General features: G+C 69.3%; 21 protein-coding genes and 1 pseudogene. 7 read left to right on the top strand and 15 right to left on the bottom strand.

Annotated elements, in window-relative coordinates; translation table 11 throughout:
- Positions 1-3 precede the first annotated feature (3 nt).
- The 3 genes from BZB76_RS08170 to BZB76_RS08160 form a co-directional block, all read right to left on the bottom strand.
- Complete coding sequence (locus tag BZB76_RS08170) at positions 4-2,205, bottom strand: FtsX-like permease family protein (RefSeq protein WP_121433698.1); 2,202 nt, start codon at positions 2,203-2,205, stop codon at positions 4-6.
- Positions 2,202-2,864 carry an ABC transporter ATP-binding protein gene (locus BZB76_RS08165; protein ID WP_211342902.1) on the bottom strand — a complete coding sequence of 221 codons (663 nt, stop codon included), beginning with the start codon at positions 2,862-2,864 and terminating at the stop codon, positions 2,202-2,204. The genes BZB76_RS08170 and BZB76_RS08165 overlap by 4 nt, the downstream gene beginning before the upstream one ends.
- Before the next feature lie 93 nt (positions 2,865-2,957).
- Positions 2,958-3,317, bottom strand: coding sequence for a hypothetical protein (locus tag BZB76_RS08160; RefSeq protein ID WP_121433696.1), 360 nt, complete (start codon positions 3,315-3,317; stop codon positions 2,958-2,960).
- Positions 3,318-3,743: 426 nt separating this feature from the next.
- Here BZB76_RS08160 and BZB76_RS08155 point away from each other — a divergent pair, with 426 nt between their 5' ends.
- Both BZB76_RS08155 and BZB76_RS08150 read left to right on the top strand, forming a co-directional pair.
- Positions 3,744-5,078 (top strand): UDP-glucose dehydrogenase family protein, encoded by a 1,335-nt coding sequence (locus tag BZB76_RS08155; protein ID WP_121433695.1) that lies wholly within the window; start codon positions 3,744-3,746, stop codon positions 5,076-5,078.
- A gap of 42 nt (positions 5,079-5,120) precedes the next feature.
- A complete protein-coding gene (locus BZB76_RS08150; protein WP_121434561.1) occupies positions 5,121-5,537 on the top strand; it encodes a CoA-binding protein in 417 nt (138 codons plus the stop codon).
- A gap of 568 nt (positions 5,538-6,105) precedes the next feature.
- Here BZB76_RS08150 and purE read toward each other — a convergent pair.
- Entirely contained in the window at positions 6,106-6,606 is a 501-nt protein-coding gene (gene purE, locus BZB76_RS08145) for a 5-(carboxyamino)imidazole ribonucleotide mutase (protein ID WP_121433694.1), read from the bottom strand.
- Positions 6,603-7,775 (bottom strand): 5-(carboxyamino)imidazole ribonucleotide synthase, encoded by a 1,173-nt coding sequence (locus BZB76_RS08140; protein WP_121433693.1) that lies wholly within the window; start codon positions 7,773-7,775, stop codon positions 6,603-6,605. Before BZB76_RS08140 ends, purE begins: the two co-directional genes overlap by 4 nt.
- A 295-nt stretch (positions 7,776-8,070) precedes the next feature.
- Here BZB76_RS08140 and BZB76_RS08135 point away from each other — a divergent pair, with 295 nt between their 5' ends.
- Positions 8,071-8,649, top strand: a complete 579-nt coding sequence (locus BZB76_RS08135; RefSeq protein WP_170180547.1) for a GtrA family protein — start codon at positions 8,071-8,073, stop codon at positions 8,647-8,649.
- Here BZB76_RS08135 and BZB76_RS08130 read toward each other — a convergent pair.
- The 4 genes from BZB76_RS08130 to treY all read right to left on the bottom strand — a co-directional run bounded on the left by BZB76_RS08130 (position 8,646) and on the right by treY (position 15,010).
- Entirely contained in the window at positions 8,646-9,917 is a 1,272-nt protein-coding gene (locus BZB76_RS08130) for an ATP-binding protein (protein ID WP_121433692.1), read from the bottom strand. The genes BZB76_RS08135 and BZB76_RS08130 overlap by 4 nt on opposite strands.
- Before the next feature lie 101 nt (positions 9,918-10,018).
- Positions 10,019-10,690, bottom strand: coding sequence for a response regulator transcription factor (locus tag BZB76_RS08125; RefSeq protein ID WP_019629095.1), 672 nt, complete (start codon positions 10,688-10,690; stop codon positions 10,019-10,021).
- A 160-nt stretch (positions 10,691-10,850) separates the two neighbouring features.
- Complete coding sequence (gene treZ / locus BZB76_RS08120) at positions 10,851-12,668, bottom strand: malto-oligosyltrehalose trehalohydrolase (protein WP_121433691.1); 1,818 nt, start codon at positions 12,666-12,668, stop codon at positions 10,851-10,853.
- Positions 12,665-15,010: a malto-oligosyltrehalose synthase gene (treY, locus tag BZB76_RS08115; RefSeq protein WP_121433690.1), complete on the bottom strand. Its 2,346-nt coding sequence runs from the start codon at positions 15,008-15,010 to the stop codon at positions 12,665-12,667. The genes treZ and treY overlap by 4 nt, the downstream gene beginning before the upstream one ends.
- Positions 15,011-15,176: 166 nt before the next feature.
- Between treY and BZB76_RS08110 the strand changes: the two genes are divergently transcribed.
- From BZB76_RS08110 to BZB76_RS08095, 4 genes are all read left to right on the top strand, one after another.
- Positions 15,177-15,467, top strand: a complete 291-nt coding sequence (locus BZB76_RS08110; protein ID WP_121433689.1) for a (2Fe-2S)-binding protein — start codon at positions 15,177-15,179, stop codon at positions 15,465-15,467.
- Between the two features lie 99 nt (positions 15,468-15,566).
- Positions 15,567-16,064, top strand: a complete 498-nt coding sequence (gene bfr / locus BZB76_RS08105; RefSeq protein WP_117398641.1) for a bacterioferritin — start codon at positions 15,567-15,569, stop codon at positions 16,062-16,064.
- A gap of 442 nt (positions 16,065-16,506) precedes the next feature.
- Positions 16,507-17,391, top strand: coding sequence for a helix-turn-helix domain-containing protein (locus BZB76_RS08100; protein WP_121434559.1), 885 nt, complete (start codon positions 16,507-16,509; stop codon positions 17,389-17,391).
- Between the two features lie 123 nt (positions 17,392-17,514).
- Complete coding sequence (locus BZB76_RS08095; protein ID WP_121433688.1) at positions 17,515-18,975, top strand: MFS transporter; 1,461 nt, start codon at positions 17,515-17,517, stop codon at positions 18,973-18,975.
- On the opposite strand, the gene BZB76_RS08090 is transcribed toward BZB76_RS08095, so the two are convergent.
- From BZB76_RS08090 to BZB76_RS34170, 6 genes and pseudogenes are all read right to left on the bottom strand, one after another.
- On the bottom strand, positions 18,939-19,946 hold the full coding sequence (locus tag BZB76_RS08090; RefSeq protein WP_121434558.1) for an adenylate/guanylate cyclase domain-containing protein: 1,008 nt from the start codon (positions 19,944-19,946) through the stop codon (positions 18,939-18,941). The two genes, BZB76_RS08095 and BZB76_RS08090, sit on opposite strands and share 37 nt — an antisense overlap.
- A gap of 121 nt (positions 19,947-20,067) precedes the next feature.
- Positions 20,068-20,928 (bottom strand): biotin--[acetyl-CoA-carboxylase] ligase, encoded by an 861-nt coding sequence (locus tag BZB76_RS08085; protein WP_211342901.1) that lies wholly within the window; start codon positions 20,926-20,928, stop codon positions 20,068-20,070.
- A gap of 681 nt (positions 20,929-21,609) precedes the next feature.
- A complete protein-coding gene (locus BZB76_RS08080; protein WP_121433686.1) occupies positions 21,610-23,769 on the bottom strand; it encodes a permease in 2,160 nt (719 codons plus the stop codon).
- Positions 23,769-23,987: a P-loop NTPase family protein gene (locus tag BZB76_RS35770; protein ID WP_246006820.1), complete on the bottom strand. Its 219-nt coding sequence runs from the start codon at positions 23,985-23,987 to the stop codon at positions 23,769-23,771. Before BZB76_RS35770 ends, BZB76_RS08080 begins: the two co-directional genes overlap by 1 nt.
- Positions 23,988-24,111: 124 nt before the next feature.
- Positions 24,112-24,453, bottom strand: a pseudogene (locus tag BZB76_RS36645) (ATP-binding cassette domain-containing protein); the annotation flags it as partial.
- An 83-nt stretch (positions 24,454-24,536) separates the two neighbouring features.
- Entirely contained in the window at positions 24,537-24,815 is a 279-nt protein-coding gene (locus BZB76_RS34170; protein ID WP_147449369.1) for a hypothetical protein, read from the bottom strand.
- Positions 24,816-25,328: the final 513 nt, after the last annotated feature.

The raw sequence follows: 25,328 nt of genomic DNA, 5'->3' as shown, positions 1-25,328 counted from the left end.
GGTTCAGTCGGCCGTAGGTCGCCAGCGATACGCCTCTTGTCGCGCGCTCCAGCCGCCAAGGATCCCGACTCCGATGGCGAAGACCACCGAACCGGTCACCGATCCGATCAGCACGGTGACGGAGAACCGGCCTTCCTGGATCACCGAGATGAAGAAGAGGCTGTGCCAGACCGTGATGGCCGCCGCGGTCGCCGCGGACAGGATCATGGGGATCGTCAGATGCCACAGAGCGATTCGGCTGAATAGTCCAGGCCTGCTCACGAGCACGGCCATCGGCGCCAGCGCCGCTCCGAACCTCATGAATTCTCCGGCAACACTGATCACCGTAGCGAAGACAAGCAGGACCATGCCCACAATGCCAAAGAGCAGCATCCATTCACCGAGCCTGGCCCGATCATTGTTACCGAGTACCCAGTCGTCTCCGAGCCTGCTGATATGCGGCGTGTTCAGACTCCTGTAGGCGGCCATCTCCACATTACTTCGGTAGTCACGCCCCATCGTGGCGGGGTCGGACACGACCGCGACGGTTTCCGGACCGTCCGGCAAAGGAGGAGGGAGCGCACCGGCCTCAATGCTGAACTTCTCCCCTCCATACCAGCCGAGCAACTCCTTCATGCGAATGTCGCTCACATCGTCGATCGCAGTCGGATTCTTCGCGCCGCATTCGAGATGAAGGCGACCGAGCGCCGCGCAGGTCGCATGAAGGCGCACGGAAGAACTCTCGTCTTCGTGCTTTCGCACAGTCAGCACCTCGGCCCCCGCGGGGAGTGCTCCGGCGAAGGCGTTCATGCGTTCTCCCGTGATATCGCGGGACTCGACGATCAGGACTTGATCACCGACACGCGCCTGCGTGGCATGGGCGGCCTCGGCGGGAGCTCCGAGACGGCTCTGCCAGACCTGCAACTGACTGATCAGTCCAAGTGAAATGATCATCGCGGTCGCCAGTCGCACGATCACGCCGGGATGCAGGGCGGTCCACCTGCCGCCGATGATGAGTCCCGGGTTCCCCAGCCGGTTCCCGAGGCCTGCCATCCCGCATCCCAACCAGCCGCCGGCCTTTGCGCCGACGGAGGGAAGAGTGGCCCATAGGCCGACGGTCCCGACGACAAAGAGGAAAAGGCCGACCTGGCCGCGGATGTACTGGCTGATGATGACGGTGGACAGGGCGACGGCGAACAACGCCAGGCGATAGCGTGGTACGCGCTCGCTGAATCCGCGCGGACGCGTCGAATCACCGGTTGTTCTTGCGCGGTGCAACGCCACGACAACGAGCAGCACCGCGAGAAACGACAGAAGAGCCGCGGCCACAACGAGGAAAGGGTGTGCACGAACGTCCACCGCGCTCATGGTGTAGCCCGTGACCGGAAGGCGTATGTTCGTGCTCATCGCGATGGTCAGCGGTATGGCGCCCAGTATGGTCCCGAGCGCGGCCGGAGTTGCGGCCTCGCCTATCGTGACCAGGGCGTTGTCCTTCCACCTGGCTCCGAGGGCGGCCAGGAGCCGGATACGGCGATCTCTGGTGGCCGACCCGCAGCGGGCGGCAACGACCAGCAAGGCGACGGCGGGTAGACCGGCCAGCGCCGCGATCGCGAGGACGACCTGCGTCAACGGGCGTGGATCAACGGCCTCGCCGATTCCCCATGCCTGTCCGAATCCAGTCGCTCGATACCAGAGTTCATCGGCGTTTCCGCCTTCCGGCGGAGCCTGCGGTCTCAGGTAAACGAGCCGCTCGCCAGGTGAGGCCAGTCCTGATTCCCCGATCTCTCCGGCGAATCTGCCATAGCGCTGCTCGATGTGGTCGTCGGCGGTCGCGGCGGCGATCAACCCCGGCGAGAGGAACGCTTCGCCGGGCGCGGGCCAACGCGGCAGGCCCGGCGGTGGCTCGGCCGTCGCCGATGCGGGTTCAAGAGAGATCACCCAATGCTGTCGTCCGTGGAGCGAATCGGTGCTCTCGGCCCATCGAAATGCGATCGTGTCACCGCTGTGCTCGGAGACGATCGGTCCACGGTGCTGTTCGCGCTGCTCGCGACCATCGTAGACGGCGAAGGCGGCGACCACGGAGAGAAAGGTCATCGTCAGGGCCGCGGACGCGAGCACGAGTCCGGCGAACCGCAGCCGGCTCCCACGTATCCCGTGGCCGCTCATCCATCCGATCTTGAGCAACTGAAGCCACAGTAACCGGCCTGACCGGTGCTCGGCACTCATCGGGGTGCCATCTCCATCAATTCAGCGGCTTCCAGTTTGAACTGACGGTCGGCCCGGCGCGCCACGGCGGGATCGTGGGTGACGACGACAATGGCGCAACTGTGCTGCTTCGCCAGACCGAAGAGCAGATCGGCCACGCCCTCTCTTGATTTCGCGTCCAACGCACCCGTCGGTTCGTCGGCGAGGATCACACTCGGCTCCGTCACCAACGCCCGCGCCACGGCGGTCCGCTGCCGCTCGCCTCCGGAGAGCAGACTGGTCGGAGTCTCTTCCATGGGGATGCCGAGCTGCCTGAGCAGGGTGCTCGCTCGCCGGTAAGCGTCCTTCCTGCCTTTGCCGGCCAGCAACCCGGGGAGGGCGACGTTCTCCAGTGGACTGAGCTCGGGCAGTAGTTCACCGAACTGAAACACCATGCTCACTTTTCGGCGACGCAGCTCCGCCCGCCCGCGCGCAGACATTCCGGTGAGCTCTTCTCCATCGATGACGACGGAGCCGCCATGCGACTCGACAAGTCCGAGGACGCACATCAATAATGTGGACTTTCCGCTTCCGCTCGGGCCCGTTATGGCAACGGACTCACCCGTGCGGACACCAAAGCTCACATCTCTCAGGATCGCGCGTTCAGCTATCGAGTAGGACAGTCCATCCACTTTGAGCATGGTACTCGCAGAATCATTCATATATACTTCCGACCTTCGTGCCCTTGAACAGAGGGCAGGGACCGGCCTTGATCGACCGGTCCCCTGGAGTTCCTACTTGACCGGCGTCCACTTCGAGCAGATGTCCGGCGCCTTGTCCCGATCCTCACAGACGTGGATCTTGGTCACCTTGCGACCATTCTTGGTGTAGGTCGTCTTTCCCTTGCCGCGCTTGTTCCAGAGCGTGTACTTGCGCTTGCCCGTGCCTGCGCGATTGTACTCGTTCTTCACCCAGTTCTTCTTGTAGGTGTCCCTCACTCCGGCCATGCCCGCCTTTCCGCCGGCCGGCGCCCAACCCTGGGCGAGGACCCTGCCGCCCTGAGCCGCGTAGGCATCCGTGGCTAACGCGCTGGTGGAGGGAAGTGCGGCGGTCGCCACCAGCACCCCGACGAGCACCTTGAGTGGTCGTGACATGAACTGTCCCCTTCGGTCGGCATCTTCGATGCATCATTCGCGGGGTGATTTTCAGGATAGATGCTGACAGCGCACAATAGAGCGGGTCAAGTCACCCTGAGCGACTCCAGGCTTTTACGCGGTCTCCACAGTTACACAACCGCAAGAGCTACGCGTTTCCCACGATGTCCGACCCTCCCGAGCGATCTACTATTCGCCGCGGCCATGAGTCAAAACCGTCCACACGGTCGATGGCGGCTGCCACCGGGGGTGCCCCCGCCGCTCCTCGGCTGTGAACGCCGACGTCCGAGCCGGAACAATATGACGGGGTCGGGCGGGGAAGTGTAACCGGCATGTGCGGTGCCACGGACGGTTCACGAACCCGGCCGTGGTGGGCAACTGTGGGGAGAGGCCGCTCGTCGGCGGCGGAGTGAGAGGAGCGGGCCCTTGTCCCACCGGCTGACGGTCATCGGGACCGGTTATCTCGGTGCCACCCATGCGGCGTGCATGGCCGACCTGGGCTTCGAGGTGTTGGGCGTCGACGTGGACGGGGAGCGGGTCGCCCGTCTCGCCGCCGGTGACCTTCCGTTCTACGAGCCGGGGCTGGAGCCGGTGCTGCGCAGGGGCGTGCAGGGCCGACGGCTGCGGTTCACCACGTCGTACGCGGAGGCCGCGGAGTTCGGCGACGTCCACTTCCTGTGCGTCGGGACGCCACAGAAGGCCGGTGAGTACGCGGCCGACATGTCCGCCGTGGACGGTGCGATCGGGACGCTCGCGCCGCTGCTGCAACGGCCCTGCCTCGTCGTCGGCAAGTCGACCGTTCCGGTCGGGACGGCGGAGCGGCTGGCGGAGACGCTCGCCCGGGAGGCGCCCGTCGGCGGTGACGCCGTCCTGGCGTGGAACCCCGAGTTCCTGCGGGAGGGGTTCGCCGTCCACGACACGTTGCGACCGGACCGGATCGTCGCCGGGCTGCCCGCCGACCAGGGCGCGGCCGACCGTGCCGAGAAGGCGCTGCGGGAGATCTACCTAACGATGATCGCGGCCGGTACGCCGTTCATCACCTGCGACTATCCGACCGCGGAGCTGGTGAAGGTGGCGGCCAACGCGTTCCTCGCCACCAAGATCTCCTTCATCAACGCGATGGCGGAGGTCTGCGAGGCGGCGCGCGCGGACGTGACGAAGCTGTCGCAGGCGCTCGCCCACGACGACCGGATCGGCGGCAGGTTCCTCGGCCCGGGGCTCGGCTTCGGCGGCGGCTGCCTACCGAAGGACATCCGCGCGTTCATGGCCCGCGCCGGCGAACTGGGCGCCGACCAGGCGCTGACGTTCCTGCGCGAGGTCGACGAGATCAACATTCGCCGCCGGATCCGGATGGTGGACCTCGCCCGGGAACTGCTCGGCGGCTCGTTCGTCGGACGGACCGTCGGGGTGCTCGGCGCCGCGTTCAAACCGAACTCCGACGACGTGCGCGACTCGCCCGCACTGGACGTGGCCGCGTCCATCCGCGCCCAGGGGGCCACGGTGACGGTGTACGACCCGAAGGCCATGCCCAACGCGCGCCGCGCGCAGCCGAGCCTGGAGTACGGGGAGTCGGCCCTGACCGCCGCCGAGAACGCCCATGTTGTGCTGCTGCTGACCGAGTGGCCGGAGTTCCGGGACATGGACCCGTCCGCGCTCGCCGAGGTCGTCGCCGAACGCAACATCGTGGACGGCCGCAACACCCTCGACCCGGAGCGGTGGCGCGCGGCCGGATGGAACTACCGGGCCCTCGGACGTCCCTGAACCAGAGGGAAGGAACGGTTCGCGCACGCTGTTGTCGTGGACATGGTTGTTGATCCCTACGCCGACCAGGACGTGATCCGGCGGCTGCTGAACGAGTCCAGGACGTGGGCGTTCGTCGGGCTCGGCGACAACCCGGAGCGCGAGGTGTACACGCAGGCCCGGTTGCTGCGCGACCGCGGGAAACAGATCATTCCCGTCCATCCGGAGGCGCGGGAGGTGCTCGGCGCGAAGGGCTACGCGTCCCTGGCCGACGTACCGGACGAAATCGACGTCGTGGGCGTCTACCGCCGCTCCGAGTACGCGGGACAGGCCGTGGACGAGGCGATCGCGGCGGGCGCCAAGGCGGTGTGGCTACCACTCCAGGTGATCGACGAGCCGGCGGCACGGCGCGCCCGAGACGCCGGCCTCGACGTCGTCATGAACCGCTGCCCCGCCGTGGAATGGGCCCTACGCCGCTAGTTTTTTGCAGGCCCGGCCCACTTCGCTCGCCTGGCGGCTCGCTGTGTTGATTGTAGGACCGGCCCACTGCGCTCGCCTGGCGGCTCGCTACGTGACCGTTCCTGGGGCGAACGCGACATCGCTTCGCGACCCGCCCGATTTCGCTCGCCTCCGGCATCGCTACACCGGCCGGGTCACGCGTTCGCGCGCGGGCTGAGGTCGCTGTGTTGATTGCAGGACCGGCCCACTTTGCTCGCCTGGCGGCTTGCTGCGTGACCGTGCCTGGGCGAACGCGCATCGCTTCGCGATCCGCCCGGTTTCGCTCGCCTCCGGCGTCGCTGCGCCGGGCGGGTAACGCGTTCGCGCGCGGGCTGAGGTCGCTGTGTTGGTAGCAGGACCGGCCCACTTTGCTCGCCTGGCGGCTTGCTACGTGACCGTTCCTGGGCGAACGCGCATCGCTTCGCGATCCGCCCGGTTTCGCTCGCCTTCGGCTTCGCTGCGCCGGGCGGGTAACGCGTTCGCGTGCGGGCTTAGGCCACGTTGGAAGGGTGCTGGCCTTGGCCCGGCGGGCCGGTTCGTTGAGGGGGGCTCAGAGGGTCTCTCGTAGGCGGGTGCCCTTTGCCTTGGCCTGGTCGTAGAGGTCTCGCTGGAAGTCCCGCATACGAGCCTGGAGGGTCTCGTCGGAGGCGGCCAGGATGCGGACGGCCAGCAGGCCGGCGTTGCGGGCGGCGCCGACCGCGACCGTCGCTACGGGGACTCCGGCGGGCATCTGGACGATCGACAGCAGCGAGTCCATGCCGTCCAGGTACTTCAGTGGGACCGGCACGCCGATCACCGGCAGCGGGGTGACGGAGGCCAGCATGCCGGGCAGGTGCGCCGCGCCGCCCGCCCCCGCGATGATCACTCGGAGGCCGCGGTCGGCGGCCTGCCGCCCGTAGGCGATCATGTCGTGCGGCATCCGGTGCGCGGACACGACATCGGCCTCGAAGGGGACGTCGAACTCGGTGAGCGCGTCGGCCGCGTCCTTCATGACCGGCCAGTCGGAGTCGCTGCCCATCACCACGCCGACCAGTGGCTTTCGCTCGGTCATCGCCGTCCCTCCCGCTCCTTCATCTTGGTCCCCCACCGCAGGTAGGCGGCCGCGTGCCGGGCGCGTTCCAGGACGTCGTCGAGGTCGTCGCCCAGCGCGGTCACATGGCCGATCTTGCGTCCGGGACGCGACTCCTTGGCGTACATGTGCACCTTGACGGCCGGATCGTGCGCCATCACGTGGATGTAGCGGGGGTAGACGTCCGGGTCGTCGCCGCCGAGCACGTTGGCCATCACCGTGTACGCGGCGGTGGGCTCGGTGGACCCGAGCGGCAGGTCGAGGACGGCCCGCAGGTGCTGTTCGAACTGCGACGTCCGGGCGCCCTCGATCGTCCAGTGGCCGGAGTTGTGCGGGCGCATCGCCAGCTCGTTCACGATCAGCCCGCGGTCGGTCTCGAACAGCTCGACCGCGAGGAGGCCGACGACGCCGAGTTCCCCGGCGATCGTCAGGGCGAGGCGCTGCGCCTCGGCGGCCACGTCCTTCGGCAGGCCCGGCGCGGGCGAGATCACCTCGGTGCAGATCCCGCCCTCCTGGACGGTCTCCACGATCGGGTACGCGGCGCCCTGCCCGTACGGGGATCGGGCGACGAGCGCGGCCAGCTCCCGGGTGAACGCCACATGTTCCTCGACCATCAGGTCGACGTCCTTGGACAGCAGGTCACGGACCAGGTTCCCGGCCGCCTCGTCGAGGGCGCCCAGCACCCAGACGCCCTTGCCGTCGTAGCCGCCGCGGACGGCCTTGACCACGAGCGGAAGGCCGTGGTCGGCGGCGAAGTCCTCCAGCGTCTTCAGCGGTTCCGTCCTCGGGACGGGCGCGTAGGCCGGGCAGGGGACGCCCATGCCGCTGAGCCGCTCGCGCATCACCAGCTTGTCCTGCGCGTGCGCCAGCGCGGCCGGGCCTGGACGGCACGGCACGCCCGTCGACTCCAGCTTCCGGATGTGCGCTCCGGGGACGTGTTCGTGGTCGAACGTCACGACGTCACAGCCCCGGCCGAACGCCAGAAGGTCGTCCAGGGACCGGTCGTCACCGACCCGCACCCCCGAGACGACCTTGGCCGCCGAGTCGTCCGGCGTGCCGGCGAGCACGCGCAGCGACACGCCGAGCGCGATCGCGGCCTGCTGCGTCATTCGGGCCAGCTGGCCCCCGCCCGCCATCCCGACAACGGGCACACCATTCCGGCGGAGCCGGTCGGGGGGGTGTGGGGTGTCGTCCCCCCACGCAGGGGATCGGGCTGGAATCGTCACGTCAAAAGGTTATCGGCCGGTGGAACCGAACGAACCGGCCGCGCCGTGCGTCGGACCTGGGTGTGGGGGTCTCGGATATGGGCATGGAACGCTCGGACAACGTGAAACGTTCATGTTCCGACGTTCCAGGGGGCGCGTGCGTCTATTCTCGTGATGCCTCCGTAGTAGCCGCGCGCCGGACGTGGCGCATCGACGAAGTCCGGAAGGACGGTTCCCCTTCGTGAACCTGGTCGCCAGTCTCCATCGGCAGTTCGCGCACCTCGTGCGGGAACTCGCCAAGTTCGGCAGCGTGGGCGCCATCGCGTTCGGCATCACCGTCGCGATCGGCAACGGCCTGCACACCGGCCTGGGAGTGGGGCCGCTGACCTCCAACGGCATCGCCACGGTGATCGCCACGACGTTCTCGTACCTGGCGAACCGGTTCTGGACGTTCCGGCACCGCGACCGCACCGGTCTCGGCCGCGAGTACATGCTGTTCTTCGCGTTGAACGGCGTCGGGCTCGTGATCACGGAGTTGTTCATCGGGTTCTCGCACTACGTCCTCGGCCTGTCCGGCGCGGTCTACTACAACGCCTCGCTGGTCGTCGGTACGGGTGTGGCGACGCTGTTCCGCTTCTGGTCGTACAAGAAGTGGGTGTTCCTGCCCGCGTCCGCGCCGCCCGTCGACCCGGCGTCCGGGCTGCCCGAGCCGGCCGCCGAGGGGGCGGGCGCGCACCGCGTGAACGGCCACCCGGTGCACCCGCCGAAGGTCGGCCGTCCCCTCGACGCGCACGCCGCCGAGGACTACGCCGAGATCTAGGCGGGGCCCATGACGACCCGTTCGGCCGCGAGCCGGGCCTCGGCGGCCGGGCGGAGGAAGATCCCGAACACGGCGGGACGGGACTGGATCAGCTCCAGCCGTCCGCCGTCCACCATGGCGAGCGAACGGGCCAGGTAGAGACCGAGGCCGGTGCCGCGACCGCCGCTGACGCTTCGCTCGAAGATCCGCGGCTCCAGTTCGGGCGGGATGCCGTTGCCCTCGTCGCCGATCTCGACGACCACCGAACTCGCGCCGGGTTTGGTGTGGATGGTCACGGTTCCGGCGCCGTGCATCAGTGAGTTGTCCAGGAGCGTGGCGACGATCTGGGAGAGGCCCTCCGGATTGGTCATTCCGACGAGGCCCTGCTCGCCGATGATCCGCACGTCCCGGCCGTCCCGGCGGAAGATCGGCCGCCACTCCTCCACCTGCTGCGCGATGATCTCGTCGATGGGCGAGGCGACCGCGCCGCCGGTGCGGTCGTGGCGGGCGCGGGCGAGCAGCTGCTCGACGACCGCGACGAGCCGTTCGGCCTGCGTGACGGCCGCCGCGCCCTCCTCCCGGACGACGTCCGGGTAGTCGGCGGCCTCGATCATCTCCTCCAGCCGCATCGACAGCGCGGTCAGCGGCGTGCGGAGCTGGTGGCTGGCGTCGGAGGCGAACTCGCGGCTCGCGGCGACCAGGTCGGCGATGCGGACGGCGCTGCGGTCCAGCACCTCGGCGACCCGGTCGACCTCCGGGATGCCGTAGCGGCGGCGGCGCGGTCTGGCGTTGCCGCTGCCGAGCCGGTCGGCGGTCTCGGCGAGGTCGATCAGCGGCAGTGTCAGCTTGCGCGCCTGCACCATCGCCAGCGCGACGGTGAGGGCGACGCCGAGCAGCGCGAGGCTGCCGATGAACAGCATCAGCCGCAGCGCCTCGTCACGGACCTCCGCCTCCGGCCGGGACACCCGGACCCGGATCGCGTCGTGCGTCCGGGTCGCGGTGAGGACGTCCCCGCGCCGCGGCGGGCCCGCGGTGAGCGTCCGGCCGTCCGGCAGGACGACCGTGATGTGCCGGCCCGGGAACTCCCGCGCGATCATCGCGCCGGTGAGGGGCCGCCGCGTCTCCAGGCTGAAGCCGACGCCGCCGGCGATGGAGGACGCCTCGCGGTCCAGCGACCGACCGGCCTCCTCGTAGACGAGCTTGTGGGAGGCGTAGGCGAGGGGTATGCCGAGCGACAGGATCGCGACCACCGCCACCGCGAGCGTCGACAGGAGGAGTCGGCGCCTCATCAGGGCTCCTTCGAGGGTGGGGCCACGGAACGCACGGCACGTCGCCCCGGGGGCCTCTCGGGAAGGCCCCCGGACGTCCCGCACGACCGTGGCGGCCGGTGCTAGTCGCCGCGCTCGAACCGGAAGCCGACGCCCCGCACCGTGGTGATGTAGCGGGGGCTGCCGGCGTCGTCGCCGAGTTTGCGGCGCAGCCAGGAAATGTGCATGTCGAGCGTCTTCGTGGAACCCCACCAGTTGGTGTCCCACACCTCGCGCATGATCTGTTCGCGGGTCACGACCTTGCCCGCGTCGCGGACGAGGACGCGCAGCAGGTCGAACTCCTTGGTGGTGAGCTGGAGCTCCTGGTCGCCCATCCAGGCGCGGCGCGACTCGGCGTCGATCCGCACCCCCTGGACGATCGGCGTCTCGGTGCTGCCCCGGCGCAGCAGCGCCCGCACCCGGGCGAGGAGCTCGGCCAGCCGGAACGGTTTGGTGACATAGTCGTCGGCGCCCGCGTCCAGCCCGACGACGGTGTCGACCTCGTCGGCACGGGCGGTCAGGATCAGAATGGGCACGCCATGCCCCTCGGCCCGCACCCTGCGGGCCACCTCAAGGCCGTCCAACTCGGGAAGGCCGAGATCAAGGACGATCAGGTCGACGCCGCCGCCGAGCGCCCGCTCCAGGGCCTGCGGGCCGTCCGGGCTGACTTCGACGGTGTACCCCTCGCGCCGCAGCGCGCGGGCGAGAGGCTCGGAGATGGACGTGTCGTCCTCGGCGAGCAGTACTGAGGTCATGAACCGATCGTATGACCATTCTTGAACATTGCCCGGCTGCCGCCGCGCTCTTGACCTGCGGTTTGCCACTCATAGTACATCCACGAATACCCTCAGATCCGACGAAATCCGGATTTAGGCGTCATCTCGGGCGGGTGTCTGAGGGTCGCGGGCCCGGGTCTCAGCCGAGGACCGCGACCGAGGTGCCGGGCAGTTGGATGCGGTCTGTTCCGGTATCTCCAGTCATGTCCCCGTGCAGGTGGATCGCCGGATTCGAGGCGAGCAGCAGGCGCGGCCGGGCCGCTTCGGGGGCCCTCGCCGGAGGCGAGATCGGAAGATCGACGGGGGTCTCGCCGAGGTTCGCGGCGACGCACACCCCGCCGCGCCACATGATCAGCCAGCGGTCGGTGGAACCTTCGGGTGTCTCGGGGGTCGTCTCGACGGTCGTCCCGGTCAGGCGAGGATCGTTCAGCTCGGGGCGGGATCGGCGCAGCGCCAGCAGGGATCGGTGCCATTCCAGCAGGTCGCGGTGGTGCGGCCGGTCCGGCTCCGTCCAGTCGAGGACGGAGCGCCGGAAGGTTTCCACAGCCTGTGGATCGGGGACGTCGTCCGTCCAGCCGTGCCGCGCGAACTCCCGGCGGCGTCCCTCGGTGACCGCACGCGCCAGTTCCGGGGTCTGGTGGTCGGTGAAGTAGCACCACGGGGTGGACGCTCCCCACTCCTCACCCATGAACAGCATGGGCGTGAACGGCGCGAGCAGGAACAGCGCCGCGCCGACCTTCAGCATCGACGGCGCGATCCGCGCGGACTCCAGGACGGTGCCGATACGGTCGCCCGCCGCCCTGTTGCCGATCTGGTCGTGGTTCTGCAGGAAACCGATGAAACGGTGCGCGGGCGTCTTCTGGACGTCGACCGGACGACCATGGTGCCGTCCCCTGTACGTCGACATCGTGCCGTCGTGGACGAAAACGTTCGTGAGCGCCTTCTTGAGCGTCTCCAGGGAGCCGAAGTCGCAGTAGTAGCCCTGCCGTTCGCCGGTGAGCGCGGCGTGCAGGGCGTGATGGAAGTCGTCGCTCCATTGGGCGTCCATCCCGTGTCCGCCCGCTTCCCTGGACGTCACCAGCCGTGGATCGTTCAGGTCGGATTCGGCGATGAGGAACAGTTCGCGTCCAAGGTGCGCCGACAGGCCCGCCACCGCGCGTGCCAGTTCCTCCAGGATGTGGACGGCGCTGTGGTCGGTGATGGCGTGGACGGCGTCGAGGCGGAGCCCGTCGAAGTGGTAGTCGCGCAGCCACATCAGCGCGTTCTGCACCACGAACGCACGAACCTCGTCCGAGCCCTCCTGGTCGAAGTTCACCGCCTCACCCCAGGGAGTGGTGTGGGAGTCGGTGAAGTATGGGCCGTAACCGGCGAGACGGTTACCGTCGGGGCCCAGATGGTTGTAGACGACGTCCAGGACGACGGCGAGGCCCCGCGCATGAGCGGCGTCCACGAAACGCTTCAGGCCGTCAGGGCCGCCGTACGGTTCGTGCGGCGCCCACAGGTGGACACCGTCGTAACCCCATCCTCGGCGGCCGGGGAACGCGGCGACGGGCAGAAGCTCCACGGCGTCGACTCCAAGGGACACCAGATGGTCGAGACGCTCCACCGCCGCGTCGAACGTCCCTTCCGGTGTGAACGTGCCGACGTGCATCTCGTACAGGACGCTTCCGGGGAGGGGGCGTCCATGCCACTGCCGGTCGGTCCAGGAGAACCGTTCGTGGTCGTAGACGCGGCTCTGCCCGTGGACGCCGTTCGGCTGCCAGGGCGAGCGAGGGTCGGGTAGTACCTCGTCCGCGCCGTTCAGGATGAAGCCGTAGTCAGTGCCGTGCGCGGCGTCCTGGACGTCGGCCCGCCACCAGCCGGAATCCGACGCGTTCATCGGGTGACGCCGAATGTCACCGGTGACGACGTCGACGCGGTCGGCGAACGGTGCCCACACCTCGAACCGGGTGCTCAACGATCGATCTCCCTGGGGACGAGCAACGCGACGGGCAGATGCTCGAACACGCGGGCGGCGTCGAGGATCGGGCCCATGTGCGTGCAGCCCGTCAGGACGTCCCGCCAACCCTGGCGACGGACGTCCACCCTCGTCCCCTGCCAGCCGCCCCGGCGTTCCAGCCCCACCGGCAACCGGGTGGCGAGCGCGACGGCGTCCCCACGCGCGAAACCGAGGACGTGTTCGGCGGCGGGCCCGTGCGCGGCGATCGGCTCGTATCCGGCGGTCGGGCCGAACCATTCGGGATGCGACCGGCGCAGCCGCAGCGTTCGGGCCGTCACGAGCAGCTTCTCGTCATCGACCTCCTTCGGCAGCCGTCCGGTGTCGAGCCGGAAGAGATGCTCGCGGCGCCGCCCGTAGTCGACCGGCCGCCGGTTGTCGGGATCGACCAGCGCCAACCCGGTCATCTCACACCCCTGATAAACGTCCGGAACGCCCGGCATGGCCAGTTGGACGAGCTTCTGCCCGAGCGTGTTCACCCGCGCGTAGGGGGCCAGCCTCGCGACGAACGAGGTCATGTCGGTCACCAGGTCAGGGTCGGCGAGGACGCCCCGCGCGTACTCCAGGACCGCCTCCTCGTACACCTGATCCTGGTCGAGCCACGACGTCCGGGTCTTCGCCTCCCGCATCGCCTTGGTGAGGAACTCCTCCAGACGCCCGGTGGTGAGCGGCCACGCACCGACGAGGGTCTGCCAAAGCAGGTATTCGAGGTCCGGTTCAAGCGGCGAGGTGCCGGGCCCCCAGTTCCGCCACCGTTCCACGGCCTCCACCCACTCGCCGGGCAGCTCCGACAGCACGGACAGCCACGCCCGCACGTCCTCCTCCCTCTTGGTGTCGTGCGTGGACAGCGTCGTCATCGTCAACGGCCAGTCGCGGGCGAGCCTGATGCAGTGCGAGTGGAAATCCTCGCTACCGACGGAGAACCGCTCCGGGACGCCGCCGACCTCGTTCAGCGCGGCCATCCGGTTCCACCGGTAGAACGCCGTGTCCTCGACGCCCTTGGCCGCCAGCGGTGCCGACGTCTGCTGGAAACGCACGATGAACTCGGCGTCGGTGCGCTCACCACGTCCCAGGGCCAGATCGACGACCGTCTCCAGGTCGGCGTGCGCGTCCTCGGGGAGATGCGCGCGTGCACGGCGAGCGGCCTCGTTCAGGACGTCCACGGCCCGCTGCGGCGCGTCCTCACCCGGCACCACGTACGCGCGATACACCGGCATGGCTACGAGCAGTTCGACCAGCGCCCGCTCCATGCCGGGCCGCCGCTCGCCCACGACCCGCCGCAGAACGCGGGCAAGACGCTCGATCTCCGGCTTGAGGCAGGACGACGCCGCGTGCAGGCGGGCTTCCCGTTCGACCTCCGCGAAGTCGCGCGGCCCGCCCGTCAACGACACGTAGTAGTCGGTGAGCGGCTTCTCACCGGCGGGATCGACGAACAGCCCGCCGACCATGCCGAGCGAGTCGTAGCCGGTGGTGCCCGCGCACGGCCAGTCGGACGGCAGCCGCTCCTCCCCCGTCGTGATCTTCTCGACCAGTAACCAGGCGCCCGGGGCCGCCTCCGCCAGCCGCCGCAGGTATCCGCGCGGGTCGGCGAGGCCGTCCGGATGGTCGATGCGCAGCCCGTGCACCAGGCCCTCCTCGACGAGCCCGAGCAACAACGCGTGCGTGCGCCCGAACACCTCCGGGTCTTCCTGGCGCAGCCCGATCAGGCCGTCGATGTCGAAGAACCGCCGATAGTTGACCTCGCCCTCCCCGGGCAGGACGACCCGGCCGCCGCCCGCCTTCCAGTCGATGTCGAACCACGACGCGTACGGCGACTCGGGACCGTCCGCGACGACGGCCGCGAACGGCATGTTCAGCTCGTGCGGGGCCGGGATCGCCATGTGGTTCGGGACGACGTCCACCAGCAGCCGCAGCCCGTGCGCCCGGAACCGGGTGGCCATCGCGCCGAACGCCTCCGCGCCGCCCAACTCGTCCGCCAGCCGGGAATGGTCGATCACGTCATAACCGTGCGTCGAGCCGGGCGCGGCCCGCAGGATCGGCGACAGGTAGACGTGCGAGACGCCGAGCGACGCCAGGTAGGGGGCCAGCGCGGCGGCCTCGGCGAACCCGAAGCGCTCGTGCGGCGTGCCACGGAGCTGGAGCCGGTAGGTACCGGACGGCGGGGCGACCGCGTCGTCCGCCGGAACGCCTCTGCTGACTTCGGTCAGGGCCTCTTCGGCCAGATGGTCCTCGGACACGGTCTCCTCACCAGGGGGTTCGTCGCCGGGAAGCGGTTCCTCGGGAGCGGGTTCGGCGGCGTACATGTCAGAGGAGAGCCCTTCCCCGTGAGGGGTGGATCACACCGGTCCGGCGCCCGCTGGCCAGATCGGAAGATCCTGGGTTACTTTAGGGGAGCCTAACCTTAATGAGGGTGCCCTAAGCTCCCCGGTCAGGCAGTACGTCAGCCGCACGAAAGGTCCGTCACCCCGCATGTACGTCTGCATCTGCAACGCCGTCACGGAGGACGACGTTCACGGCTGTATGGCGAGCGGTTGCCGGACCGCCAAAGAGGTCAAGGCCGCCTGCGGCTTCAAACCCGGGTGCGGCACGTGCACCAGGCGCATCCACGCGATGGTCAGCGAATACCGCACGGCCAGCGAACTCGCGGACGCGCTCACCGGCGGACCGGCCACGCTGACGGCGGTCCCCGACCAGGACGTTCCCGACCAGATCATTCCCGACGCCGCCGAAGGAGGCACCGCTCCGCAGACCGCCGCCTGAGCCTTCCCCGGGCCCCGCAAGGACCTCCACGCAGAGAGGACGAGCACCTTGCGGGGGTCAGTGCTGTCCAGAAACCCCCTGTCATGCAAGCATGGGGGCATGGAAGGCGACAAGGACATCATCGCGCTGCTGAACGAACAGCTCACCGCGGAACTCACGGCGATCAACCAGTACTTCCTGCACGCCAAGATGCAGCAGAACTGGGGCTTCACCCGCATCGCCAAACACACCCGCGACGAGTCCTTCGACGAGATGCGGCACGCGGAGCGGCTGACCGACCGGATCCTGTTCCTGGAGGGTCTGCCGAACTACCAGAAGATCGGCACCCTCAGGATCGGGCAGAACATCGTCGAGCAACTCGAGGCGGACCTCGCCGTCGAGCTGGAGGCCGTGGCCCGGCTCCGTCCCGGCATCGACCTGATGCGCTCCCGCGGCGACGTCACGTCCGCCCGGATCTTCGAGGACATCCTCGCCGACGAGGAAGAGCACATCGACTACCTGGAGACCGAACTCAGTCTCGTCCAAGCCCTCGGCGAGCAGAACTACCTCCAACGCCTCACCGAATCCCCCGGCGAGGACACGACCAAACCGGTCTGACCCCGGCCACTCCACCCCGGGCCTGCCGCCCCTTTCGGGCGCAGCCCCGGGGAACCTCGCCCACAACGCCACGGCCGCCCACTCGCGGACAACCCGACGAGGACACGACCGAGCCGGTCTGACCGCGCTCCTCCCGGCGCTCCACGGCCGCGCCGCCTCGGGACGCCGTTTCCGGTCGCACCCCGGAAAGCTCGGCCACGGCGCCATGAACGTCCGAACGCGGGCAACTCGGCGAGGGCACGACCATGCCGGCCTGTCCCCTGGCGTTCCACGGCCGCGTACGTCCCGGGCCTGACGCCCTCCGGGCGCAGTCTCAGGAGGGCTCGGCCATGCCGCCACGGAGGCCCGATCGCGGGCGAGCCGGCAGGGGCGTTCGGGGTCGTGCGGTTCCTGTATCTGGCAGGTGCAGGAACGGTGGTTCGGGAACGGCGACAATGGCGTCATGGAGCAGCGGTCTGATCTTGGGGAGTTTCTCCGGTCGCGGCGGGCCCGACTCCAACCGCGGGACGTCGGGCTCGCCGACTACGGCGGTAGACGCCGCGTTCCCGGGCTGCGGCGGGAGGAGCTGGCCCAGATCGCGGGGATCAGCGCCGGATACTACGCCCGGCTCGAACAGGGGCTGAGCCAGAACGCCTCCGACGCCGTCCTCGACGCCATCGCACGGGTCCTGCGACTCGACCACGGCGAACGGGCCCACCTGTACAGTCTGGCCAAGCCGGCGCCGAAGGCCCGGCGGCGGGCCCATGCCGAACGCCTCCGTCCCGGAGTCCGCTCCATGATCCGAACGATCTCGGGGGTGCCCGCGCTCGCGGTCGGACGCCGGGCCGACGTGCTGGCCTGGAACCCCCTGGCCCACGCGCTGCTCGCCGGACACTTGGACCTGCGGGCCCCCGAACGTCCGGACGGACGGCCCAACCTGGCGAGGCTGGTCTTCCTCGACCCCCAAACGCGCGAGTTGTACGCCGACTGGGACCGCAAGTCGAGGGACGCCGTCGGGTTCCTCCGCAGGTCCGCCGGACGGTTCCCCGACGACCGGGAACTCACCGAGCTGATCGGCGAGCTGACCGTCAAGAGTCCCGACTTCGCCGCCCTGTGGTCCTCGCACGCGGTGCGCGAATGCTCGCACAACACCCGCGAGTACCGTCATCCGCTCGTGGGACGGCTGACGCTCACCGACGAGATGCTGCACCTCCCCGACGACCAGGGCCAGCGAGTGGTGATCTATCACGCCGAGGAGGGCTCTCCCTCCGCCGAGGCGCTCCGCCTGCTCGCCGACATGGCCGCCGAGGATCTCCGCCGGGAGACGAAGCCACCGGCGTCCCGCTGACCAGCGCGCGGAGGCTCCCCACCCAGCCTGTACCTCCCGGGTGTACACACAACGGGTGGCTGGCTACGCCCGGCCCGGCCGATGAGCCTTTTCCCGGAAGCACCACCCCGAGGAAAGGCAAGAATGAAGATCGTCGACGACATCCGGAGGCCGGTGGAGAAGCCGGACCGGCTCGGCCTCCAGGACGGGCTGATCCTGATCACGCTGTGCAGCGCACAGGCCATGGTCGGCCTCGACTTCTCGATCGTCACCGTCGCGTTGCCCGAGATCGGGCGTGACCTGGACTTCGCCACCACCAGCGACCTGCAGTGGGTGATGACCGCCTGCGTGCTGCCGACCGCGAGCCTGCTGCTGCTGTTCGGCCGGGTCGCGGACATGGTCGGCCGCCGTCGCCTGTTCGTCGCCGGACTCGCCGTCCTCACGGTGTGCTGCCTCCTCGCCGGGCTGGCCACCGCGCCCTGGACGCTGATCGCGGCCCGCGCCGGGCAGGGGGTCGGCGCCGCGATGGTCGGGCCGACCGCGCTCGCCCTGCTCACCTCGTCGTTCCCGGAGGGGCCGCGGCGCACCAGGGCGCTGGGTGTCAGCGGGGCGCTGCTGTCGCTGGGCTTCGTGCTCGGCACGATCGGAGGCGGGCTGATCACCAGCGGGCTGAACTGGCGCTGGACCATGCTGATCCTGTTCGCCATCGGCGCGGTCTCCCTGGTCGGCGCCGTGACGCTGCCGCCGACGGCCGAAGACCGCGGCGCGTCCCGGCTGGACGTCCCCGGCGCGGTGCTGATCACCATGGGCCTGCTGGCGCTGGTCTACGGCTTCTCGACGGGCGGCGCCAACGGGTGGACCAGCGCGCGGACGGTGACGGCGCTCGGCGTCGGCGCGGTCCTCATCGCGGTGTTCCTCCCCGTGGAGCGCAGGCGGCGGGTTCCTCTGATCGAACCGAGTCTGTTGAAGCGCCGTACGGTCGCTTGGGCGGGGTTGACCGGTTTCGTCACGTTCGGGATGTGCGGCGGCACCACCATGCTGCTGAGCCTGTACATGCAGGACGTTCTCGCCTACTCGCCGCTGGCCGCGGGATTCGGATTCGTCGCCGAGGGCGCGGCGGCGATCGTCGCGGGCGTTCTCGCCCCCCGGCTGATCCGGAAGGTCGGTGCCGTCAACGCCCTGATCGCCGGCCTCGTCGTCCAGGGCACCGGCACGGCGGCGATGGTGCCGCTCCCCCTCGGCGGTGGTCTGGGGCTGCTGCTGCTCACGTCCGGCTGCCTCGGCTTCGGGCATGTGATCGCGGTCGTCTCGTTCATCGACACGATGACCTCCGGGCTCCGGGGCGACGAACAGGGCGTCGCCGGAGGCCTGGCGCAGACCGCCCAGTTCCTCGGCACGACCGTCGGCGTCGCCGCGCTCGCGGCGGTCATCTCCACCAGGACGCGCGGCCCGGCCAGGTCGGACGTGCTGGACGCGCTCCATGACGGTATGGCCGTCGGGGCGCTGATCACCTTCATGGGGGCGCTGGTGGCCCTCGTCATGCTGCGCGGGACCGCGCGGACGGACCGTCAGGCCTTGCCGGGCGGCCGTCGGCGCAGCACGTAGGGCTGGATGATGCCGAGGCCGCGGACCGGGCGGCGCACGATCTGGGTGACCTCGTAGGCCGTGTTCGGCTCCAGCGCCGCGGCCAGCTCCCCGTCGATCACGACGGACCCGGGCCGGGCCAGCGACGTCAACCGGGCCGCGAGGTTCACCGTCGTGCCGAACAGATCGCCCATCAGCGGCAGGACGGGCCCGTGCGCGACGCCGACCCGCACGTCCGGGACCTCCGTCTCGTCCTGGATCGCGGCCGCCACGGTCAACGCGATCTCCGCGCCGACCTCCGGCTGCTCCGCGCTGAACAGCACCTCGTCCCCGAGCGTCTTCACCAGGCGGCCGCCGCAGGAGGCGATGATGTCGGCGGCGGTCTCCTCGAACCACTCCACGATCCGGGCCAGCTCGATCTCCTCAAGCTCACGGCTGACCTGCGTGAACGACACCATGTCCGCGAACCCGACCGTGACGGGCGTGCGTCCCGCCGGGTCGCCGTTGTCGCCCGTCGCCGCGGCCGCCAGCGCACGGGTGCCCGCCGCGGCCAGCTGCCGCCGCCAGGCGTGCACGACCAGCGGCTCGAACTCGCCGATGTGCTTCTCCGCGACGTCCACGATCGTCTGCACGGCCTCCGCCGACGGCGAGTCGTGCGGCTCCTGGGTGAGCATGCTGCGCAGCAGGCTGACCTGCCACTCCGCGAGCCGCGTCATCGTCTGCCCGAACGCCCGGACCAGCCGGATCACGCCCTCCTCGTCGAGGACGCCGTCGTCCATCAGACGGCGGATGCGGTCCAGCGCGGCGATGTCGCCCTCGGTGTAGGCGACGGCCTCGTCCGGCATCGACGGGTAGCCGAACGCGCGCCACACCCGACCGGAGAACTCCCGGGAGACGCCCGCCAGACGGACGGCGTCGACGCGGTTGTACCGCAGCTCGCCTCCGAGCAGGAGCTCTTCGATCTCCTTGGGATCCGGAATTCCGGCCGCCATCATCCGCCCCTCAGTCGGCCGCCGCCATGGGCCGTGGCCTCGGCATCCTAACCCTGTTCTCGGACATATCGGTGCAGATCAGCCGCACTGTCGGCTCGCGACCCCCTCGACTATTCCCTCTTCATCGGACATGCACGACATCACCGGCGCTGATCGCGGTGTCCCCTCCCGGACCGGACACCACCAGCCGCCCCGCACCGTCCACGTCCCGCGCCGTCCCCGCGACCCGCATCTCGCCGGGCAACTCCACCCTGACCTCCCGGCCGAGCGTCACACACAGATTCTTATAGGCCGTACGCAGCCCGCTGCTCTCCGGGTCGCCGTCCAGCGCCGTCCACTCCTGATACCAGGTCGCGAACTCGCGCAGGATCGCCCGCAGCAGCGGCGCCCGATCGGTCAACGGCGCCCCCTCGATCGCGAGGGACGTCGCCGTCGCCACGGGCAACTCCTCCTCCCGCAGCCCGACGTTCAGACCCACACCGACGACGAGCCCGTCCTCGACCTTCTCCACCAGTATCCCGGCGAGCTTCCGGTCCCCCACCAGCAGGTCGTTCGGCCACTTCAGCCGCACGTCCACGGCCACGTCCCCGCCGTCCCCGAGAAACCCCTCCCCCGCCTCCGACCACGCCGTCATCCGCCGCACCGCGGACGCCACGGCGACACCCGTAAGCAACGACGCCCACCCCAGCATCGGCACCGGCACCCGCGGCCGCACCAACATCGAGAACATCAACCCCGACCGCGGCGGCGCCGCCCAGGCCCTCCCCAACCGCCCCCGCCCCGCCGTCTGCGACTCGGCGACGAGCACGGTGCCCTCCACCGCCCCCTCCCGGGCCCGCACGGCGAGATCGGCATTGGTGGACCCCGTCTCATCCACCACCCGCACCTCCCGCCACAACCCCCCGTCCCGCACAAGCGCCCGCTCCAACGCCGCCTCCCGCAACGGCGGCCGACCAAGATCACTAAAGGGTGACTCACTCATCACCCCATCCAAGCGCGTTGTTTTGTATTTCTCTCCTCCTTCGGGCGCTGCGCGCCCTGCTGTGTTTATTGCAGTGCACTCCTCCTTCGGGCCCTGGGGGCCCTCCATCGTCGTGAACTGCGGTGCGATCGCTGGCATCGCTCCGGCTCGCCTAGAGGCTCGCTGCGCGATCAGGGTCTCGCTTCGCTTGAACCTGCCTTCGGACGCGATCGCAGTGGCCCAGGTTGTCGCGGGGTTGCGGAGGCGGGCTGAGGTCAGCTCGTACGGATGGTCCAGGTGGTCGCGGCCGTGCACCCGGCATCGCTTCGACTCACCTGGCGGCTCGCTGCGCGATCAGGGTCTCGCTTCGCTTGAACCTGCCTTCGGACGCGATCGCAGTGGCCCAGGTTGTCGCGGGGTTGCGGAGGCGGGCTGAGGTCAGCTCGTACGGATGGTCCAGGTGGTCGCGGCCGTGCACCCGGCATCGCTTCGACTCACCTGGCGGCTCGCTGCGCGATCAGGGTCTCGCTTCGCTTGAACCTGCCTTTGGACGTGATCGCGAACCCTGAGATCGCTGCGCGGTGGCGGTGGCGGTGGTGGGCTGGGGGCGTGCGTTCGCTGGTAGCGCTTTGACCTCCCCGGCTGGTTGCCGGGGAGGGCGGGACGGGCGTGTCGTGGTCTGAGTGATCAGCGGAGGGGTGGTCAGTCTCCTGTTGGTCGCCAGCGGGGGGCGGCGCGGGTGGCGGACAGGCCTCCGGCTAGGGCTATGGCGAAGGCGAGGAGCGTGCCGGTGGTGGTGGCGATGGCCAAGGTCTCCCAGGAGAAGGTGCCTTCGTCCACTACGGCTATGAAATGGAGGCCCTGCCAGGCTGTGACGGCCGTGCCGATGAGCGTTGCCAGGGTCAGGGGGACGGCGAGGTTCCACAGGGCGATCGAGATGAAGATGCGGTGGCCGTCCGTCTGGATCGTCAGGGGCATGAGGGCCGGGCTGAAGCGTAGGAACTCGGCGGCGGCGCTCACCGCAGCCGCCAGCATGAGGATCAGCATGCCGCAGACGCCGAACAGGACGAGCCATCTCGCCATCTGGGAGTCTGATTTCGCCGAGATGAGCGAGTCCGCACCCAGCTGGTCGACTTTCGGTAGCGGGAGTGTGGCGTAGGCGGCCTGCTTCACCGGTGTCGTCTGGGATCCGGTCTCCGGGGCGGACAGGACGGCGAGGGCGTCCAGCTTCGAGCCGGTGATCGATCCGGTGCGGACGATCATCTGTCCGTTTTGTTTGCCCTGCCAGCGGTGCAGTTCCTGCACTCTCGTGTCCCCCTCGCCGGTTCTGAGCGCTGTGGACGTGGTGGGACAGGTGAGGTGGACGCTCCTGAGGGCCGGGCAGGGGGCGACCGCGGTCGTTGGGCTGTTCTCCGGAGTGTGCAGGCCCAAGATCGTGTAGGCGGGTGGGAGGTGGCCGGCGAATGCGCTGATCTGGGCGGGGGTGAGGTCCGTTTCGGCGCTCACGAGCAGGACTCCGCCGCCGACGCGCTTTTCGGTGGCGACGGCCTCCTTCTCGGGTTCGCTCAGTCTGCTGTGCCACACCTGGACCTGGGTGATCAGGCCGAGTCCGATGATGACGGCGACCGCGAGGCGTGTCACCACACCGGGGTGGGCGACGATCCACCGGCCCGCCGTCAAGGGAGCGGGGCGTCCTCGCCGTCGGCCGAACGCGGCGATGCGCTCGCCGAGCCCGCGGCTCAAAGCGGCGGCGACGGAGGGCAGGGTCGCCAACACGCCGAGCGCGCCGGTCAGGTAGAGGTAGAAGCCGACGTCTCCGTCCACGAAGCCGCTGACGGCCTCGACGGCGAACATGACCGCGCACAGGACAAGGCGCCACCGGGGCACCGGACCGGAGAACGAGCGGGGTCTGGTGGTCTTCCCGGCACGGTCGACGCGGTCCAGCATGACGACGGCGGTGAGCGTGATGAGGACCGTCGCGAGCACCACGGCGGGGATCGTCCACCACACGGCGCGCAGGTCGGTGGAGCCGATCAGGTAGCCGGTCCCCGGTATGCGGATGTCGACGATCATCGCTGTGAGAATCGGGACGGCTCCCAGGCAGGCGCCGGCCGTCGCGGGCAGCGCGGCCTCACCAAGGTTGACCACCGCGCGGTGCCGCGCCAGCCCGCCCAGCGCCTGCAACAGGGCGCTGCGACGATCTCGGGCGGTCGAGCCGCAGCGCGCGGCGACCACGAGCAGGGCTACCGCGGGAACCGCGAGCAGGCCGATCAGGGCGTCGAGGAACATGGACAGCGGACGCGCGGCCTGCGCTTCGCCCAACCCGACGGCCTGGCCGAAGCCAGTGATCTTGAACCAGTCGTCCGACCGGAGATTCGGGTGGGGAGGTCGCACATAGGCGATTCGCTCTCCCGGCGAGGCGAGCCCGTTTCGTTGGACGAGACCCGCCAGGTGGCCGTACCTGGCTGAGATGTTCTCGGGTGCGCCGAGCCGGAGGAGTTCCGGCGACAGGTACGCCTCTCCTCGGGCCGGCCATCGCGGAAGGCCCGGCGGCGGCGCGGCCGACGCGGTGAGCGGCTCCACGAACACCACCGAGTGCTGGACTTGGTCGACCGTGTCGAACTCGACCCTCCACAGGGCGGTCGCCGGCTCGCCGTCGTCGGCGAACAACGGGCCCCGCGTTCGCTCGACGCCGTCGCGTGCGTCGACGACCGCCACGGCGGCCACGGCCGTGGACGCGATGAGGGCCAGCGTCGCCGACGCCAGCAACAGGGCGATGAACCGGATCCGGTCGCCCGAAGCGCCGCGCCCGATGTTCCAGCCGATGCGCAGCAGTTGCCACCAGAGGCTCCGACGAATCATCAGGCCACCTCGGTCAGTTTTCCGGCGTCCAGCCGGAGCCGCCGGTCGGCACGACCGGCCACCGCCGGATCGTGGGTGACGACCAGGAGCGCGCAGTCACGGTCGCGCGCCAAGGAGTAGAGCGTGCTCGCCACGGCGTCGCGCGTCGTCCAGTCGAGCGCCCCGGTCGGTTCGTCCGCCAACATCACGGCCGGTTCGTTGATCAGTGCACGTGCCACGGCGGTACGTTGCCGTTCGCCACCCGACAGCAGGCCCGTCATGGTGTTGTCCTGGGGGGACGCCGAGGTCCCCCAGGAGGCGTTCGGCGGACGCGTACGCCTTCTGGTGATTCCTGCCGGCGAGCAGCGCGGGCAGTGCGACGTTCTCGAGTGGGGTTAATTCTGGTAACAGCTCTCCGAACTGGAAGACGACGCCGAGATGTCGGCGCCGGTGCGCCGCGAGCGCTCGGGTGGAGAGCCGGGTGATGTCCGCGCCCGCCACCTCGACCCGTCCCGCGCTCGGTTTGATCAGACCGAGGAGGCACATCAGGAGCGTCGTCTTGCCGCTGCCGCTGGGCCCGACGACGGCCACCGACTCACCGGAGCGCACCGTGAATTCCAGGTCGGTGAAGATGGGCCGGTCCGACACCGCGTGGGTCAGCCCCGCTATGCGCAATGCGCCGTTCGTCTGATCGTCTGGTTTCATTACCGATTCCTTCTCTCAGGGCTCTTGGGCCGGACGGGGAAGACCCCGGACCAGTACTGGCCCGGGGTCATCACTGAAGTAGGTCAGGCAACCCACTTGCCGCACTTGTCCTTCTGAGCGCGCCGTTGGTGGCATGCCAGGAGGCTGATTGTCTTCGTGCCCGGACCACTGGTGATGGTGGTCCCGGCACCGGACTTGTTCCAGACGTTCAGGGTCTTGCTGGGCGAGTGCGTCCTCCTGTACTCGGCCTTGACCGCGAACTCGTCGTCACCCAAGTTTTTGACGGCATCCCTCTTGTTGGTGCCCTTGCTCCAGTCCGAGACCTTGCCCTTGATCTCGTCAACCCCTGCCAGGCAGGACACAATCGAGCGGCCGCGAGACCCGGTGACCCGACTCCGCCCACAGACTCAGTCACTGACCGCGCTCCTGCAATTCAGGTGATCGATCGTCACGGTAAGCGACATTGACCGGATCGGGACACAGTTCGAATCAGGCTACCTCAACCCGTCCGGTTCATATTGGTCAAAATTAGTTTCATGGGACGGGGCAGCAGATTCTCATCCTACTGCGTGGCCGACACAGAAATTCGCATCTGACCTGCGAAAATCACGGGAGAGAGCGGGTCGGCCGACCTATCGCGAACTGGTGAGGCGCATCGGATAAGCGATGGCGACATTGGCCCGGGCCCCACGAGGGGACCAGTTGCCCAGCCCGGCGGTGGTTTTGGCCTTCGTGGAGGCGTGCGGGGGCCGACCAACCTCGCTTTCAGCCCGGACGTCCGAACTCTCGCCTCGGGCGGCGCGGACCACGGCATCGTCACCTGGTCTTGACCCCGACGTCGCCCACCGGCGCCTAACTCATTTACCCGCCGGAAC

The organism is Actinomadura pelletieri DSM 43383 (genome assembly GCF_003634705.1).
GTDB classification, from domain to species: domain Bacteria; phylum Actinomycetota; class Actinomycetes; order Streptosporangiales; family Streptosporangiaceae; genus Spirillospora; species Spirillospora pelletieri.
This window is presented reverse-complemented; position numbering and strand designations above follow the sequence as displayed.

Coding starts and splice junctions, on each gene's coding strand:
- BZB76_RS08150 (WP_121434561.1), top strand. CDS start 5,121: ATGGTTGTTGATCCCTACGCCGACCAGGACGTGATCCGGCGGCTGCTG.
- BZB76_RS08110 (WP_121433689.1), top strand. CDS start 15,177: ATGTACGTCTGCATCTGCAACGCCGTCACGGAGGACGACGTTCACGGC.
- treY (WP_121433690.1), bottom strand. CDS start 15,010: ATGTACGCCGCCGAACCCGCTCCCGAGGAACCGCTTCCCGGCGACGAA.
- BZB76_RS08170 (WP_121433698.1), bottom strand. CDS start 2,205: ATGAGTGCCGAGCACCGGTCAGGCCGGTTACTGTGGCTTCAGTTGCTC.
- bfr (WP_117398641.1), top strand. CDS start 15,567: ATGGAAGGCGACAAGGACATCATCGCGCTGCTGAACGAACAGCTCACC.
- BZB76_RS08080 (WP_121433686.1), bottom strand. CDS start 23,769: ATGATTCGTCGGAGCCTCTGGTGGCAACTGCTGCGCATCGGCTGGAAC.
- BZB76_RS08095 (WP_121433688.1), top strand. CDS start 17,515: ATGAAGATCGTCGACGACATCCGGAGGCCGGTGGAGAAGCCGGACCGG.
- BZB76_RS08165 (WP_211342902.1), bottom strand. CDS start 2,864: ATGCTCAAAGTGGATGGACTGTCCTACTCGATAGCTGAACGCGCGATC.
- BZB76_RS08125 (WP_019629095.1), bottom strand. CDS start 10,690: ATGACCTCAGTACTGCTCGCCGAGGACGACACGTCCATCTCCGAGCCT.
- BZB76_RS08100 (WP_121434559.1), top strand. CDS start 16,507: ATGGAGCAGCGGTCTGATCTTGGGGAGTTTCTCCGGTCGCGGCGGGCC.
- BZB76_RS08130 (WP_121433692.1), bottom strand. CDS start 9,917: ATGAGGCGCCGACTCCTCCTGTCGACGCTCGCGGTGGCGGTGGTCGCG.
- purE (WP_121433694.1), bottom strand. CDS start 6,606: ATGACCGAGCGAAAGCCACTGGTCGGCGTGGTGATGGGCAGCGACTCC.
- BZB76_RS08085 (WP_211342901.1), bottom strand. CDS start 20,928: ATGAGTGAGTCACCCTTTAGTGATCTTGGTCGGCCGCCGTTGCGGGAG.
- BZB76_RS08090 (WP_121434558.1), bottom strand. CDS start 19,946: ATGGCGGCCGGAATTCCGGATCCCAAGGAGATCGAAGAGCTCCTGCTC.
- BZB76_RS08160 (WP_121433696.1), bottom strand. CDS start 3,317: ATGTCACGACCACTCAAGGTGCTCGTCGGGGTGCTGGTGGCGACCGCC.